Raw genomic sequence first — 15755 nt, forward strand, 5'->3', positions numbered from 1 at the left:
CGCCGCCCGGCGAGCAACACGGCCAACAACGCAGTCAAAAAATGGCAGAATGTAAGCAGTATTCACCCTGAGGAGATATCAATGAGCAACGCCCCTGTTTCCGCCCCCAAGCCCGCTGCCGGAACCGGCTACTCCTACGACGACATCGATCACAGCGAGCCCACCGGCCACGGCAACAGCCCCGCCGCCTGGACCACTGTCTTCGTGATGCTCGCCGGTGCGCTCGTCATGGCCATCGCGTTCGTCATCGCCAACACCCCGATCTTCATCGCCGGCGGCGCTGTCATGCTGCTCGGCCTGGTCATCGGGTTCGTTATGCGCAAGGCCGGCTACGGTGTGGGCGGCAGCAAGCTGAAGAACTCCGGCCACTGAGCGTGACTGTTCTCGATGACATCAATGCCGGTGTCAGGGAGGATATGGAGGCTCGCCAGCGCCTCGTTTCGCTCGCGGAACTGAAGGAGCGTGCGGCCGCTGCCCCGCCGGCGCGCGATGCCTGGACCGCCTTGGGCGGCCCCTCTGACGCCCGCGGGCAGCTGAAGGTCATCGCGGAGATCAAGCGCCGGAGCCCCTCCAAGGGTGACCTGGCCAGCATCGCCGATCCCGCCTCGCTCGCCGTCCAGTACGCCGACGGCGGCGCGGCAGCGATCAGCGTCCTGACCGAGCAGCGCCGCTTTAACGGCTCCCTCGCCGATTTCGACGCCGTCCGGGCCGCGGTGGACGTCCCGCTGCTGCGCAAGGACTTCATGATCGACGAGTACCAGATCTGGGAGGCCCGGGCACACGGGGCCGACCTGATCCTGCTGATCGTGGCTTCCCTGTCCGACGCGCAGCTGCGCGAGTACAGCGCCCTCAGCCGTGAACTCGGCATGAACGTGCTGGTCGAGACGCACACCGCCGAGGAAATCGAACGGGCCGTTGCCGCCGAGGCGCGGATCATCGGGGTCAACGTCCGCAACCTCAAGACGCTCGACGTCGACCGTTCGGTCTTCGCCGAACTCGCCGGAGCCATCCCCGCCGGTGCGCTGGTCATCGCCGAATCCGGAGTGCGCGGCGTCGACGACGTCCGCCACTACGCGGCGAACGGCGCCGACGCGGTCCTGGTCGGCGAGGCGCTGGTCAGCGACGCGACCCCGCGCGAGCGGATCGCGGAGTTCATGGCCGCCGGAGCCCAAGAAATCGCCGTCCGTTCCTGACCTGCGCTCCGGACCAGGCGACGCCTGGCCGGACGCCGGCAGCGCAGCCGCGCGGCACCCAAGATCTAGTTAGCAGTGGAAATGGATGTGAGACTCATGGTCGATGCGCCAGCAACCGGCTCAGAAGAAAGCGGCGTGGACGCCTTCCTGAAAGGCGGCGAATCCCTGCGGCACGCCCCCGGGCCGTACTTCGGCTCCTACGGCGGCCGATGGATGCCCGAGTCCCTCATCGCAGCCCTGGACGAACTTGAAGACACCTTCGAGAAGGCCAAGGCTGATCCTGACTTCACCGCGCAGATCGCGGAGCTGAACAAGAACTACTCCGGCCGTCCCTCGCTGCTGACCGAGGCCAAGCGCTTCGCCGAGCACGCCGGCGGGGTGCGGATCTTCCTCAAGCGGGAGGACCTCAACCACACCGGTTCGCACAAGATCAACAACGTGCTGGGCCAGGCACTCCTGGCCAAGCGCATGGGCAAGACCCGTGTGATCGCCGAGACGGGCGCCGGCCAGCACGGTGTTGCCAGCGCCACCGCCGCCGCACTGCTCGGTCTCGAGTGCGTGGTTTACATGGGCGCCGAGGACTGCCGCCGGCAGGCCCTGAACGTTGCCCGCATGGAGCTCCTCGGGGCCACGGTCATCCCCGTCACCAACGGCTCGCAGACCCTCAAGGACGCCATCAACGAGGCCCTCCGTGACTGGGTCGCCAACGTGGGCAACACCCACTACCTGCTGGGCACCGCCGCCGGGGCGCACCCGTTCCCCGCCATGGTCCGCTACTTCCACGAGGTCATCGGTGACGAGGCCCGGTCCCAGATCCTGGACCAGACCGGACGCCTGCCCGACGCCGTCTGCGCCTGCATCGGCGGCGGCTCCAACGCGATAGGCATCTTCCACGGCTTCCTGGACGATCCCTCGGTCCGGATCTACGGCTTCGAGGCCGGCGGCGACGGCGTCGACACCGGCCGCCACGCCGCCACCATCACCCTCGGTAAGCCCGGCGTGCTGCACGGCGCACGCTCCTACCTCATGCAGGACGACGACGGCCAGACCGTCGAGTCGCACTCCATCTCGGCAGGCCTGGACTACCCGGGCGTCGGCCCGGAGCACTCCTACCTCGCCGACATCGGCCGGGTCAGCTACGAGCCCATCACCGACAGCGAGGCCATGGACGCCTTCCGCCTGCTGTGCCGGACCGAGGGCATCATTCCCGCCATCGAGTCCGCGCACGCCCTGGCCGGCGCCATCAAGGTGGGCCAGCGGCTCGCCGCTGAAACCGAAAGCGCCGGAGGAGCCGCGGCCGACAAGATCGTGATCGTGAATCTCTCCGGCCGCGGCGACAAGGACGTGGCCACCGCCGCGGAATGGTTCGACCTGCTGGACAAGGATTCCCCCGAGCACGAAATCGCGAAAGAAGGCGAGCAGCTGTGAACGACGTTGACATGAACGCCGGAGGCAGCCCGGCCGCCACCAGCAAATCGGCCGCGGCCATTGACCGCGCCCGGGCCCAGGGCCGCGCGGCCCTGATCGGCTACCTGCCCGCCGGTTACCCCAGCGTCGAGGACACCATCGCCGCCGGCATCGCCCTCGCGGAGAACGGCGCCGACCTGATCGAGATCGGCATCCCGTACTCCGACCCGGTCATGGACGGCCAGGTTATCCAGGCCGCCACCACCGAGGCCCTCGCCAAGGGTTTCCACGTCCGCCAGGTGTTCGACGTCGTCCGCGGCATCACGAGCAAAACCGACGCCGCCGTGCTGGTCATGACCTACTGGAACCCGGTAGTCCGGATGGGCGTGGACGAGTTCTCCCGCGAGCTGGCCGCCGCCGGGGGAGCAGGCCTGATCACCCCCGACCTGATCCCCGACGAAGCCTCCGAATGGATGGCAGCCTCCGACAAGTACGGCCTGGACCGGGTGTTCCTGGTGGCGCCGTCGTCCTCACCGGAACGCATGAAGCGCACGGTCGAGGCAAGCCGCGGCTTCGTCTACGCCGTCTCGATCATGGGCGTCACCGGCGCCCGCACGTCGGTCAGCTCCGCGGCCAAGGATGTGGTGGCCGCGGCCCACGCCGCCGGCGCCGACCGCGTCTGCGTGGGGCTGGGTGTGTCCAACGCGGCCCAGGTCCGGGAAATCGCCGCCTACGCCGACGGCGTGATCGTCGGCACCGCGCTGGTCGCGGCCATCGGCGACGGCGGCGTGGATGCCGTGGCGTCCCTGACCAAAGACCTCAGCACCGGCCTCACCAGGGAAGAAGCTTGAACCAGATGCAGTCAGTCCTCCACGCGGCGGCGATGATCCCCGCCAGCATTCCGAGCCCGGACTGGTCCGGCTTCGACATCCCGCTCCCGTGGGGGTCACTGCGCATCCACGCCTACGCCTTGTGCATCCTGCTCGGCATCATCGCCGGCCTCTGGCTGACGTCCGTGCGCTGGGCCAAGCGCGGCGCCCCGGAGGGCAGCGTCTGGGACATTGCCATCTGGGCGATCCCGTTTGGCATCATCGGTGGCCGGCTCTACCACGTGGTGTCCTCGCCGGATGCCTACTTCGGCCCCGGCTTTGATGGCACGGGCGACCTGTCCCTGATCCCACAGCTCCAGCGCGGCGGGCTGGGCATCTGGGGAGCGGTGCTGCTCGGCGCCGTCGGCGCGTGGATCGGATGCCGCAAGGCCGGCGTCAAGCTCAGCGCCTTCCTCGACGCCGCAGCCCCCGGCCTGCTGCTGGCACAGGCCATCGGCCGCTGGGGCAACTACTTCAACCAGGAGCTCTTCGGCGGCCCCACCACGCTTCCCTGGGGCCTGCAGATCGACGCCGACAATCCCAACTTCCCGGTCGGCACTGCCGCGGACACACTGTTCCACCCGACGTTCCTCTACGAATCCCTCTGGAACCTCGCCGGCGTCGGCATCCTGCTGCTGCTGGACCGCAAGTTCAACTTCCGCCGCGGCCGCCTGTTCTGCCTCTACGCGGTGTACTACACGCTGGGCCGGGTCTGGATCGAAGCGATGCGGATCGACGACGCCGAGCAGATCAGCCTCTTCGGCATCACCACCAGGCTGAACGTCTGGACCAGCATCTTCGTCCTGCTGGGCGCGCTGGCCGCCTTCATCATCCTGGGCCTCCGCAAGCGCGACGAACCGGACACGGTCTACCTGCCCGGCCGCGAACCGGCCGCCGCTGAACCGGAGCCGGTTCCGGTTGCCGCAGGCGCCGGAGCGGCCCAGAACGGCGATGTCCGCCATGTGGATTCCGGTGTCTCAGATAGTGAATCGCGTGGTAATCTCCCTGATAACCAAAGCGGTCCCGGCCGCGCTTCCGCCCCAGCAGAAGCGCCAAAGGAAACCACCGGCGGCACCACCCCCGCCGCTGGAGCACCCGCGGCCGGAGCATCCGGCCAGCAGGCCACCGGAACCGCGCCGGACGCTGAGGGCACCAAATAGCCTCAGCCCCGGCACACCGGGCCGCGGAGTCACCCCTCGCAGAGCCCGTTTCCACAGCGTCGTGGCAGCAGGGAAAGCAGTAAACAGCAGACAGTTGCTGTTCATGCAAGCCCAGGCTGGCGGCCGCGTAACTGTTAGTGCAGGACGCGGCGCTGACCTACAATTCGAGTAAGAAAAACACTTTGTTGTGCCCGTCACACCGGCGCACCGATGCGGGCCAATGTTGTCCCTCCCATACGCACGATCAGGAGGAAGGACGTCTCCCATGACCCAAACCCTGCACAGCCCCAGTTGGTCCGAGCCGGAACAGGCCGCCATCTCGCCTTTCAAGCGTTTCGCCGCACTCCCCGACGCGGCCGGGCTCTACAACCCGGAGCAGGAGAAGGACGCCTGCGGCCTCGCCATCATCGCCACACTGCGGGGCGAACCGGGCTACGACATCGTGGACGCGGCGCTGACCGCACTGCGCAACCTCGAGCACCGCGGCGCCGTGGGTGCCGATGAAGGCACCGGCGACGGTGCCGGGCTGCTCATGCAGATCCCGGACGAGTTCTTCCGTGCCGTCACCGACTTCGAACTTCCCGCGCCCGGCCAGTTCGTGGTGGGCACGGCCTTCCTCCCGTCCGAGCAGCGCGAATCCGATGCGGCAAAAGCCGGCATCGAGGGACTCGCCGCCGATGAGGGCCTCACCGTCCTCGGCTGGCGCGAGGTGCCGGTGGTGGCCGACCTCGTCGGCGCCATGGCCCGGGCCTGCATGCCGTATTTCTCCCAGCCGTTCTTTGCCTCCAGCACCGGGGAAGTGCTGGAGCGCAACGAGCTGGACTCCCGCGCCTGGCGCATCCGGAAGCGCGCGCAGAACAAGTTCGGCGTGTACTTCCCGTCGCTGTCCTCCCGGACCATCGTCTACAAGGGCATGCTGACCACGGCGCAGCTTGAGCCGTTCTACCCGGACCTCTCGGACAAGCGCTTCAAGACGAAGCTTGCGATCGTGCACTCGCGCTTCTCCACCAACACCTTCCCGTCCTGGCCGCTGGCCCAGCCGTTCCGGACCATCGCCCACAACGGTGAAATCAACACCGTGAAGGGCAACCGCAACTGGATGCGGGCCCGGCAGTCGCAGCTGGCCAACCCGTTGCTGGGGGACTCCCCGGAGGAGCTGTACCCGATCTGCACCCCCGGTGCCTCCGACTCGGCGTCCTTCGACGAAGTGGCGGAACTGCTCTGGCTCTCCGGCCGGCCCATCACGCACTCGATCATGATGATGATCCCCGAGGCCTGGGAAAACCACGCCACCATGGATCCGGCCCGCCGCGCGTTCTACGAGTACCACTCGCTGCTGATGGAGCCGTGGGACGGCCCCGCCGCCGTGTCCTTCACCGACGGCAGCCTGGTGGGCGCCACCCTGGACCGCAACGGCCTGCGCCCCGGCCGCTACTGGATCACCGAGGACGGCCTCGTCGTCTTCGCCTCCGAGGTGGGCGTGATCGACGTCGAACCCTCCAAGGTGGTCAAGAAGGGCCGCGTCTCGCCCGGCAAGATGTTCCTGGTGGACACCGAGGCCGGCCGCGTCATCGACGACGCCGAGGTCAAGGCCGAAGTGGCGGCGGCCAACCCGTGGGCCGACTGGGTCAAGGAAAACCTGATCGACCTGAAGAACCTGCCCGAGCGCGAACACGTGGTGCACACGGCGGCCTCGGTCAACATCCGCCAGCGCACCTTCGGCTACACCACCGAGGAATTGAAGATCCTGCTCGGCCCCATGGCCCGCACCGGCGCAGAACCCCTCGGCGCGATGGGCTCGGACACCCCGGTGGCCGTGCTCTCCAAGCGCCCCCGGCTGCTCTTCGACTACTTCGTGCAGTCCTTCGCGCAGGTCACCAACCCGCCGCTGGACGCCATCCGCGAGGAACTGGTCACGTCGCTGACCTGCGCAATCGGCCCCAACGGCAACCTTCTGGACACCAAGCAGGTCCGCCAGCCGCAGGTCTCCCTGCCGTTCCCCGTGATCAACAACGACCAGCTCGCCAAGATCGCGAACATCGAGAACGCCGACGGCGACAAGGTCGCCATGAAGGTCCGCGGCCTGTACCGGCCGGAGGGCGGCGAAAACGCGCTCCGCGCCCGGCTGACCGAAATCTGCGAGCAGGTCTCCGGCGCCATCAACCGCGGCGTGCAGTACGTGGTGCTCTCCGACCGCGACTCCAACGCCCAGTGGGCGCCGATCCCGTCGCTGCTGCTGGTCAGCGCCGTGCACCACCACCTGCTGCGCAGCGCTAACCGCACCAAGACCGCCCTCGTGGTGGAAGCAGGCGACGTCCGCGAGACGCACCACGTGGCCGTGCTGATCGGCTACGGCGCCTCCGCCGTGAACCCGTACCTGGCCATGGAGTCCGTGGAGCAGCTCATCTCCAGCGGCGACGTTGTGGGGGTCACCCCGCAGGACGGCGTCTACAACCTGATCAAGGGCCTCGGCAAGGGCGTCCTGAAGATCATGTCCAAGATGGGCATCTCCACCGTTGCCTCCTACACGGGAGCGCAGACCTTCGAGGCCCTGGGCCTCGGCCAGGACCTCGTGGACGAGTACTTCTCCGGCACCCACTCCCAGCTCGGCGGCGTCGGCCTGGACGTCATCGCGGCCGAGGTCGCGGCACGGCACCGGATGGCGTACCCCGAGAACGGCATCGAAGTACCGCACCAGCCCCTGCTGGGCGGCGGCGAGTACCAGTGGCGCCGCGACGGCGAGCCGCACCTGTTCAACCCGGAGACCGTCTTCCGGCTGCAGCACTCCACCCGTGAGCGCCGCTACGACATCTTCAAGTCCTACACCCGCGGCGTGGACGACCAGTCCCAGAACCTCATGACCCTGCGCGGGCTCCTGAAGTTCAAGGCCGGGCTGCGCCCCGCGGTGCCGCTCGATGAAGTGGAGCCCGTCTCCAGCATCGTCAAGCGGTTCTCCACGGGCGCCATGAGCTACGGCTCCATCTCGCAGGAGGCGCACGAGACCCTCGCGATCGCCATGAACCGGCTGGGCGGCAAGTCCAACACGGGCGAAGGCGGCGAGGATGTGGACCGGCTGCTCGATCCCGAGCGCCGTTCCGCGGTCAAACAGATCGCGTCCGGCCGTTTCGGCGTCACCAGCCTCTACCTGACCAACGCCGACGACATCCAGATCAAGATGGCCCAGGGCGCCAAGCCCGGCGAGGGCGGCCAGTTGATGGCGCAGAAGGTCTACCCCTGGGTGGCCCGCACGCGGCACTCGACGCCCGGCGTCGGGCTCATTTCCCCGCCCCCGCACCACGACATCTACTCGATCGAGGACCTCGCGCAGCTGATCTATGACGCCAAGCGCGCCAACCCCTCGGCCCGGGTGCACGTCAAGCTCGTCTCCGAGGTGGGGATCGGCACGGTGGCGGCCGGTGTCACGAAGGCCAAGGCCGACGTCGTCCTGGTGTCCGGGCACGACGGCGGCACCGGCGCCTCGCCGCTGAACTCGCTCAAGCATGCCGGTGTGCCGTGGGAGCTGGGTCTCGCCGAGACGCAGCAGACCCTCATGCTCAACGGCCTGCGCGACCGTGTGGTGGTGCAGGTGGACGGCCAGCTCAAGACCGGCCGCGACGTGGTGATCGCCGCGCTGTTGGGTGGCGAGGAGTTCGGTTTCGCCACCGCCCCGCTGGTGGTCTCCGGCTGCATCATGATGCGCGTCTGCCACCTGGACACCTGCCCGGTGGGCGTTGCGACGCAGAACCCCGAGCTGCGCTCCCGCTTCAACGGCAAGCCGGAATTCGTGGTCAACTTCTTCGAGTTCCTTGCCGAGGAAGTCCGCGAGATCCTGGCCGAACTGGGCTTCCGGAGCATCGAGGAAGCGATCGGCCACGCCGAAATGCTCGACACCCGCGAGGCGATCAACCACTGGAAGGCCGAAGGGCTGGACCTGGACCCGATCCTGCACGGCCTCGAGTTCGACGACGACGCGCCGCTGCGCAACCTCACCGGACAGAACCACGAGCTGGACAAGCACTTCGACCAGCGCCTGATCACCATGGCCGCGGAAGCCCTGAGCGACCGCAGCCCGGTCAAGATCGCCGTCGACGTCATCAACACCGACCGTTCCGTCGGCACCATGCTCGGCCACAAGGTCACCAAGACCTTCGGCACGGACGTGCTGGCGCCCGACACCATCGACATCTCGCTGACCGGCACCGCCGGGCAGTCGCTGGGGGCCTTCCTTCCGGCGGGCATCACGCTGCGGATGTTCGGTGACTCGAACGACTACGTCGGCAAGGGCCTCTCCGGCGGCCGCATCATCGTCCGCCCGGACCGCACCAACGTGTTCCCGGCGGAACGCAACGTGATCGCCGGAAACGTGATCGGCTACGGCGCCACGAGCGGCGAGATGTTCCTGCGCGGCCAGGTCGGCGAACGCTTCCTGGTCCGCAACTCCGGGGCCACCGCGGTCGTCGAGGGTATCGGCGACCACGGCTGCGAATACATGACCGGCGGTCAGACGCTCATCATCGGGCGCACAGGCCGCAACTTCGGCGCCGGCATGTCCGGCGGCACGGCCTACGTGCTGGACCTGCAGACGGAGCGCGTCAACAAGCAGGCCCTCGAAGCCGGGGAGCTGCAGCTGCGCGAACTCGACGCCGAGGACCGCGAGATTGTCCATGGACTGCTGGTGAAGCACTCCGAGGAGACCGAGTCGCTGCTCGCGGCCCGGCTGCTGGAGAACTTCGATGACACCGCAGCCCGCATCACCAAGGTGCTGCCGCGCGACTACGCGGCCGTCCTGCAAACCCGTCTTGACGCCATCGAAGAGGGCCTGGACCCCGACGGCGAAGAAGTTTGGTCTCGAATCCTGGAGGTGACCGGTGGCTGATCCACGCGGATTTCTGAAAGTACGTCAGCGCGAAACCCAGCCCCGCCGCCCCGTCCCGGTCCGCATCATGGACTGGAAGGAAGTCTACGAGGCGCAGGAAAAGGGTGTCCTGAAGGCCCAGGCCGGCCGCTGCATGGACTGCGGCGTGCCGTTCTGCCACCAGGGCTGCCCGCTGGGCAACCTCATCCCGGAGTGGAACGACCTGGTCTGGCGGGACAAGGGCGAGGAAGCGATGGAGCGGCTGCACGCCACCAACAACTTCCCCGAGTTCACCGGCCGGCTCTGCCCGGCCCCGTGTGAGGCATCCTGCGTGCTGGGCATCAACCAGCCCGCCGTGACCATCAAGCAGGTCGAGGTCTCGATCGTGGACCAGGCGTTCGAGAACGGCTGGGTCAACCCGCTGCCGCCGGCGCGCCTCACCGGCAAGACCGTGGCCGTCGTCGGATCCGGCCCGGCCGGGCTGGCCGTCGCCCAGCAGCTGACCCGCGTGGGCCACACCGTCGCCGTCTACGAACGCGACGACAAGATCGGCGGCCTCCTGCGCTACGGCATCCCCGACTTCAAGATGGAGAAGGAGCACGTGGACCGCCGCCTGGAGCAGATGAAGGCCGAAGGCACCCGCTTCCGGACCGGCGTCGCTGTGGGCACGGACGTGACCTGGGAGCAGCTCCGCCGCCGGTACGACGCCGTGGTGGTGGCCACTGGCGCCACCGTCCCGCGCGACCTGCCCATCCCGGGCCGCGAGCTCGAAGGCGTGCATTTCGCCATGGACTACCTCGTCCCGGCCAACCGAGTAGTAGCGGGGGAGACGGTGGAGAACCAGATCAACGCCGCCGGCAAGCACGTGGTGATCCTCGGCGGCGGCGACACCGGCGCGGACTGTCTCGGCACCGCGCACCGGCACCAGGCCGCCTCGGTCACCACCCTGGCCATCGGCAAGCAGCCCCCGGCGGAGCGCGCCAGCCACCAGCCGTGGCCGACGTTCCCCACCCTGTTCGAGGTGGCCAGCGCCCACGAGGAAGGCGGCGAACGCACCTACCTCGCCTCCACCGTGGAGTTCGTCGGCGAGAACGGCAAGCTCACCGGCGTGAAGGTGGCCGAGACTGAATTCGTCGACGGGAAGCGCCTGCCCAAGGCCGGCACCGAACGGATCATCCCGGCCGACCTGGTCTTCCTGTCCCTGGGCTTCACCGGCCCCGAACCGGCAGGCATCACCGAGCAGGTCAACGCCGAATTCGACGGCCGCGGCAACGTGGCCCGCGACGGTTACTACATGACCAACACCGAAGGCATCTTCGTGGCCGGGGACGCCGGCCGCGGCCAGTCACTGATCGTCTGGGCCATTGCGGAAGGGCGCGCCTGCGCCGCCGCCGTGGACAAGTTCCTGATGGGCAGCACCATCCTTCCGGCCCCCGTGGCACCGACCGACCGGGCCATGGCCGTCCTCTAGGCGGTGCCGGCCGGCGGCTGGCCCGCGGCGGCAGTTACATTCCGCCAAGAACTTCATCCATGCAATCGACTACTAGGGTAGGTATATGAGACGCGCGAAAATAGTGGCCACATTCGGACCGGCGATTGCGAGCTTTGACAACACGCTCGCAGTGATCGACGCCGGCGTAGATGTGGCCCGCATGAACATGAGCCACGGCGACTACTCCGTGCACGACAACACGTACGAAAACGTCCGCAAGGCGGCGGGTCAGCTCGGCAAGGCCGTCGCCATCATGGCCGACCTCCAGGGCCCCAAGATCCGCCTCGGCCGTTTCGTGGACGGGCCGCACCTGCTGGCCGTCGGCGACACGTTCACCATCACCACGGAGGATGTTCCGGGCACCAAGGACATCTGCTCCACCACGCTCAAGAGCCTCACTGAGGACGTCAACCCGGGCGACGCGCTGCTCATCGACGACGGCAAGGTGGCGCTGCGCGCCATCGACGTCGACGACGTCAAGGTGGTTGCCCAGGTGATCGTCGGCGGTTACGTCTCGAACAACAAGGGCATTAACCTGCCCGGCGTCGCCGTCAACGTGCCGGCGCTGAGCGAAAAGGATGAGGACGACCTCCGCTGGGCCATGCGCCGCGGTGTGGACATGGTGGCCCTCTCCTTCGTCCGGGACGCCTCGGACATCACCCGCGTCCACGAGATCATGGACGAAGAAGGCCGCCGCGTGCCGGTGATCGCCAAGATCGAGAAGCCGCAGGCCGTGGACCAGCTCCCGGAGATCATCGACGCCTTCGACGCCATCATGGTGGCCCGTGGCGACCTCGGCGTGGAACTTCCCTTGGAGGAAGTGCCGATCGTGCAGAAGCGCGCCGTCGAACTGGCCCGCCGCTGGGCCAAGCCCGTCATCGTGGCCACCCAGGTGCTGGAATCCATGATCGACAACCCGCGCCCCACCCGCGCCGAGGCCTCCGACTGCGCCAACGCCGTGCTCGACGGCGCGGACGCAGTCATGCTGTCCGGCGAGACCAGCGTGGGCAAGTTCCCGATTGAAACCGTGAAGACCATGGCCCGGATCATCGAGTCCACCGAGGTCCACGGCCTGGAACGCGTTCCCCCGCTGGGCACCAAGCCCAAGACCCGCGGCGGTGCCATCACCCGTGCCGCCGTCGAAATCGCCGACCAGCTGGATGCCAAGTACATCTGTGCGTTCACGCAGTCCGGCGATTCCGCCCGGCGCCTGTCGCGGCTGCGCCCGATCCGTCCGGTGTTCGCGTTCACCCCGGTGGAGCATGTCTGGAACCAGCTGGCGCTCACCTGGGGCATCCAGCCGGTTCTGGTCCCGATGGTGGGCCACACCGACGAGATGACTGCCCAGGTGGACCGCAGCCTGCTGAACATGGACGTCGTCGAGGACGGCGACATGGTGGTCATCGCCGCCGGGTCGCCTCCCGGAAAGGCGGGTTCGACGAACATGCTCAAGGTCCACCGCGTCGGTGACCTGGCAGACGCCGGCCTCGGCGAAGCCGAGGTAGCCAAGGACAAGCTCGGCCCGTGGCCGGAAAAGAAGAAGAAGAACTCCAAGGTCTAAGCCCCCGGGCCCGGACAACAGGGAGGGGCCCCGCCCCGTGCAGCGCACGGAAGCGGGGGCCCTCCCTTTTTCGTGCCTCCGGACAGGCATACCCATGGGGGTACCTGACATGGGTTTGCGGTATACCCCTGGGGGTATTATTCTTGTTAGTAGTCAACCGGGGATTCCCCGCTGTTTTTCGAAGGAGAGCACATGCTGCTGGAACGTATTTACGATGAGGATCTTGCCCAGGCCAGCTACCTCATCGGCTGCCAGGCTAAAGGCGAAGCGGTGGTGGTGGACGGCCGCCGCGATATCGCGGTGTACCAGGAGCTGGCGGCGAAGAACGGCATGAAGATTGTGGCGGTCACCGAGACGCACATCCACGCCGATTACCTTTCCGGGACCCGGGAGCTGGCCGCCGCGACCGGTGCGAAGATCTACGTCTCGGGTGAGGGCGGGCCGGACTGGCAGTACGGGTTCGAGGGGGAGCGGTTGTTCGACGGTGACACGATCGCCCTGGGCAACATCACCATCAAGGCCCTCCACACCCCGGGGCACACCCCGGAACACCTGGCGTTTCTGGTGACGGACGGGGCGTTCAGTGATCAGGCCGGGTACCTGCTCTCGGGGGACTTTGTGTTCTCCGGGGATCTGGGCCGCCCGGACCTGCTGGACGAGGCCGCCGGCGGGGTCGATACCCGCTTCGTGGGAGCGAAGCAGCTGTTCGCGAGCCTGCGGGATAAGTTCCTGACCCTGCCGGACTATGTCCAGGTCCACCCGGCCCACGGCGCCGGCAGCGCCTGCGGCAAGGCCCTGGGCGCGATTCCGTCCTCCACGGTCGGCTACGAGCGGCTCTACGCCTGGTGGGGCCCGTACCTGGCGGCGAATGACGAGCAGGGTTTCATCGATGAGCTCCTCGACGGCCAGCCCGACGCGCACGCCTACTTCGGCCGGATGAAGCGGGAAAACCGGGAAGGCCCGGCCGTCATGGGGGACCGCGCACCGCTGCAGGAACTGGACCTCGAGGCGGTCGCGCGGGACCTGGCCGCGGACACGGTCACGTTCATCGACACCCGCTCCAACGACCTGGTCCACCAGGGCACCGTGACCGGGTCCCTGAACGTTCCGGCCGGCAAATCCGTGGCGAGCTTCGGCGCGTGGGTGGTGAACCCCGAAACCGATCCGAACCCGCTGGTGCTGCTGGCCCCGGACCAGGACACCGCGCAGGAGATGTGGGACCACCTGGTCCGGGTCGGGATCGACAAGGTCGCCGGCTACGTCACCGGGATCGAGGGCCTCCCGGTCAGTGTCCCGAAACTGATCCAGCCCGAGGAGCTTGAGGGCTTCGACGCCGCGATGGTCCTGGACGTGCGGAACAAGACCGAGCACAAGGCCGGGCACATCCCCGGCTCGTACCAGCTCAGCGGCGGCCGCGTGATGTGGCACCTGGACGAACTCCCCGCCGAGGGGACCATCGTGTCCTACTGCCAGTCCGGGGTGCGGAACTCCGTGGCGGCCAGCGCGCTGCGCCGCGCCGGGTACGACGTCGTCGAACTCGACGGCAGCTACGCCGCCTGGACCGCACACCACCAGGCACCGGCCACCATCTCCGCCCGCTAACCCCCACCACCTGGCAACAACCCGGCCACACCGCAGGCGGCGGCCCTGACACCCAGGGCCGCCGCCAGCGTCTTGTCCCTCACGTATCGTTCCAGCACGGCAACCAGAAAGAGCCATGACAGAGACCTCGAAACGATTCCCCGCCGCTCTCTATTCGCAGGGGACCGATCCGGACGCCCGGTTCAGCCTCGCGAATGAACGCACGTTCCTGGCCTGGATCCGGACATCGCTGGCACTGATTGCCGGCGGAATCGCCTTGGAGGCGCTGGGGCTGAACCTGCACGGAGGGTTCCGCCTTGCGGCGTCCATGGTCCTCATCGTGGCCGGCATTGCCGCGCCGCTGCAGGCCTGGTTCGGCTGGGTGAAGACCGAACGGGCGCTGCGCCACGACACGCCGCTGCCGCCCGCGCGGCTGACGCTGCCGATCGGGGCCGCGGTGTCCGTCGCGGGGATCCTGGTCTTCCTCGGCGTCGTCCTCGCCTGATGGCCGGCGGTACTGAGGTGGCGGCCGGCCGGAGCGACCGGCCTTTCGACGCCGGCCTGTGGGTGGAGCGCACAGCGCTGGCGTGGCGCAGGACTGCGCTGGCGGTCGCCGTCGGGTCCCTGATGGCGCTCCGCATCCTGCCCGAAATCCTGGGTTTGTGGGCGTTCATTCCGACGGCCCTTGGCGCCGGCGTGGCCATGGTGGCGCTCGGCCTGACGCGCCGGCGGTACCGCCGCATCCACACGATCCTGACCGCCTCGGAGAGCGAGCGGGTGGCGTTGAGCGGGGGAGCGTTGCCGGCGATTCTGGCCGCGGTCACCGTCGCCGGCGGGGTGCTGGCCTTGGTGGCCGCGGTGCAGCTGGGCGGGAGCCTCGCCCTCTAGCAGTTAACTCGCCCTCTAGCAGTTAAAACGAAAGGGTCCGGGAGGCCGCGGCTGCGGCCTTCCGGACCCTTTGGTAGCTATGTCCTAGTTGACCTGGTTGATGATGGTCTCGGCAACCTCGCGCATGCTGAGGCGGCGGTCCATCGAGGTCTTCTGGATCCAGCGGAACGCCTCCGGCTCCGTCAGGCCCATCTTGGTAGTCAGGAGGCTCTTGGCGCGCTCCACGAGCTTGCGGGTGGCGAACTGTTCCTGCAGGTCGGTGACTTCGCTCTCGAGCGCCTTGATTTCCTCGTGGCGGGAGAGGGCGATTTCCAGGGCCGGGATGAGGTCCGCCGGGGTGAAGGGCTTCACCACGTAGGCCATGGCGCCGGCGTCGCGGGCCCGTTCCACCAGTTCCTTCTGGCTGAAGGCGGTCAGCAGGACCACGGGGGCGATCCGGGCCTTGACGATCTTTTCGGCAGCGGAGATGCCGTCCATCACGGGCATTTTGACGTCCATGAGAACCAGGTCAGGCTTCAGTTCTTCGGCGAGCTGCACGGCCTTTTCGCCGTTGTCCGCTTCGCCGACGACGTCGTAGCCTTCGCCCCGCAGGATCTCGATGATGTCGAGCCGGATGAGGGTCTCGTCCTCGGCAACCACCACGCGGCGCGCCGGCGTGGTGGTGGGGTTTGACTCCGTCTGTTCTGACACGGGAACTCCTTGGAAAGGTACGGCGGGAACTAGACCATCTTAGATTGTTGCCGCTGGTG

Annotated in this window: 12 protein-coding genes; 11 read left to right on the plus strand and 1 reads right to left on the minus strand. The window is 67.9% G+C overall.

The features are described 5' to 3' along the window. The first annotated feature begins 81 nt into the window (after nt 1-81). From AR539_RS10555 to AR539_RS10605, 11 genes are all read left to right on the plus strand, one after another. Nucleotides 82-372, plus strand: a complete 291-nt coding sequence (locus tag AR539_RS10555) for an HGxxPAAW family protein (RefSeq protein ID WP_066435894.1) — start codon at nt 82-84, stop codon at nt 370-372. A 2-nt stretch (nt 373-374) separates the two neighbouring features. Next, a complete protein-coding gene (gene trpC / locus AR539_RS10560; protein WP_082699295.1) occupies nt 375-1193 on the plus strand; it encodes an indole-3-glycerol phosphate synthase TrpC in 819 nt (272 codons plus the stop codon). 96 nt (nt 1194-1289) lie between these two features. Continuing rightward, the gene (gene trpB, locus AR539_RS10565) at nt 1290-2621 is read left to right on the plus strand and encodes a tryptophan synthase subunit beta (protein WP_066435896.1); all 1332 of its coding nucleotides are present in this window, start codon (nt 1290-1292) and stop codon (nt 2619-2621) included. Nucleotides 2622-2632: 11 nt separating this feature from the next. After that, the gene (gene trpA / locus AR539_RS10570) at nt 2633-3451 is read left to right on the plus strand and encodes a tryptophan synthase subunit alpha (RefSeq protein WP_066436494.1); all 819 of its coding nucleotides are present in this window, start codon (nt 2633-2635) and stop codon (nt 3449-3451) included. 5 nt (nt 3452-3456) lie between these two features. Beyond that, nucleotides 3457-4629 (plus strand): prolipoprotein diacylglyceryl transferase, encoded by a 1173-nt coding sequence (gene lgt, locus AR539_RS10575; protein WP_066435898.1) that lies wholly within the window; start codon nt 3457-3459, stop codon nt 4627-4629. A 265-nt stretch (nt 4630-4894) separates the two neighbouring features. Beyond that, a complete protein-coding gene (gene gltB / locus AR539_RS10580; protein WP_066435901.1) occupies nt 4895-9505 on the plus strand; it encodes a glutamate synthase large subunit in 4611 nt (1536 codons plus the stop codon). After that, the gene (locus AR539_RS10585) at nt 9498-10955 is read left to right on the plus strand and encodes a glutamate synthase subunit beta (RefSeq protein WP_066435903.1); all 1458 of its coding nucleotides are present in this window, start codon (nt 9498-9500) and stop codon (nt 10953-10955) included. Before gltB ends, AR539_RS10585 begins: the two co-directional genes overlap by 8 nt. Nucleotides 10956-11040: 85 nt before the next feature. Further along, nucleotides 11041-12537 (plus strand): pyruvate kinase, encoded by a 1497-nt coding sequence (pyk, locus tag AR539_RS10590; protein WP_066435905.1) that lies wholly within the window; start codon nt 11041-11043, stop codon nt 12535-12537. A gap of 192 nt (nt 12538-12729) precedes the next feature. Next, nucleotides 12730-14139 carry an MBL fold metallo-hydrolase gene (locus AR539_RS10595; RefSeq protein ID WP_066435908.1) on the plus strand — a complete coding sequence of 470 codons (1410 nt, stop codon included), beginning with the start codon at nt 12730-12732 and terminating at the stop codon, nt 14137-14139. Between the two features lie 115 nt (nt 14140-14254). Then, nucleotides 14255-14623: a YidH family protein gene (locus tag AR539_RS10600; protein ID WP_066435910.1), complete on the plus strand. Its 369-nt coding sequence runs from the start codon at nt 14255-14257 to the stop codon at nt 14621-14623. Then, on the plus strand, nt 14623-15006 hold the full coding sequence (locus tag AR539_RS10605) for a DUF202 domain-containing protein (protein ID WP_066435913.1): 384 nt from the start codon (nt 14623-14625) through the stop codon (nt 15004-15006). Before AR539_RS10600 ends, AR539_RS10605 begins: the two co-directional genes overlap by 1 nt. Nucleotides 15007-15090: 84 nt before the next feature. Here the strand turns inward: AR539_RS10605 and AR539_RS10610 are convergent, their stop codons facing one another. Next, on the minus strand, nt 15091-15696 hold the full coding sequence (locus AR539_RS10610) for an ANTAR domain-containing response regulator (protein ID WP_056431565.1): 606 nt from the start codon (nt 15694-15696) through the stop codon (nt 15091-15093). Between the last annotated feature and the right edge of the window lie 59 nt (nt 15697-15755).

Source organism: Arthrobacter sp. EPSL27 (assembly GCF_001512305.1).
GTDB lineage: Bacteria > Actinomycetota > Actinomycetes > Actinomycetales > Micrococcaceae > Arthrobacter.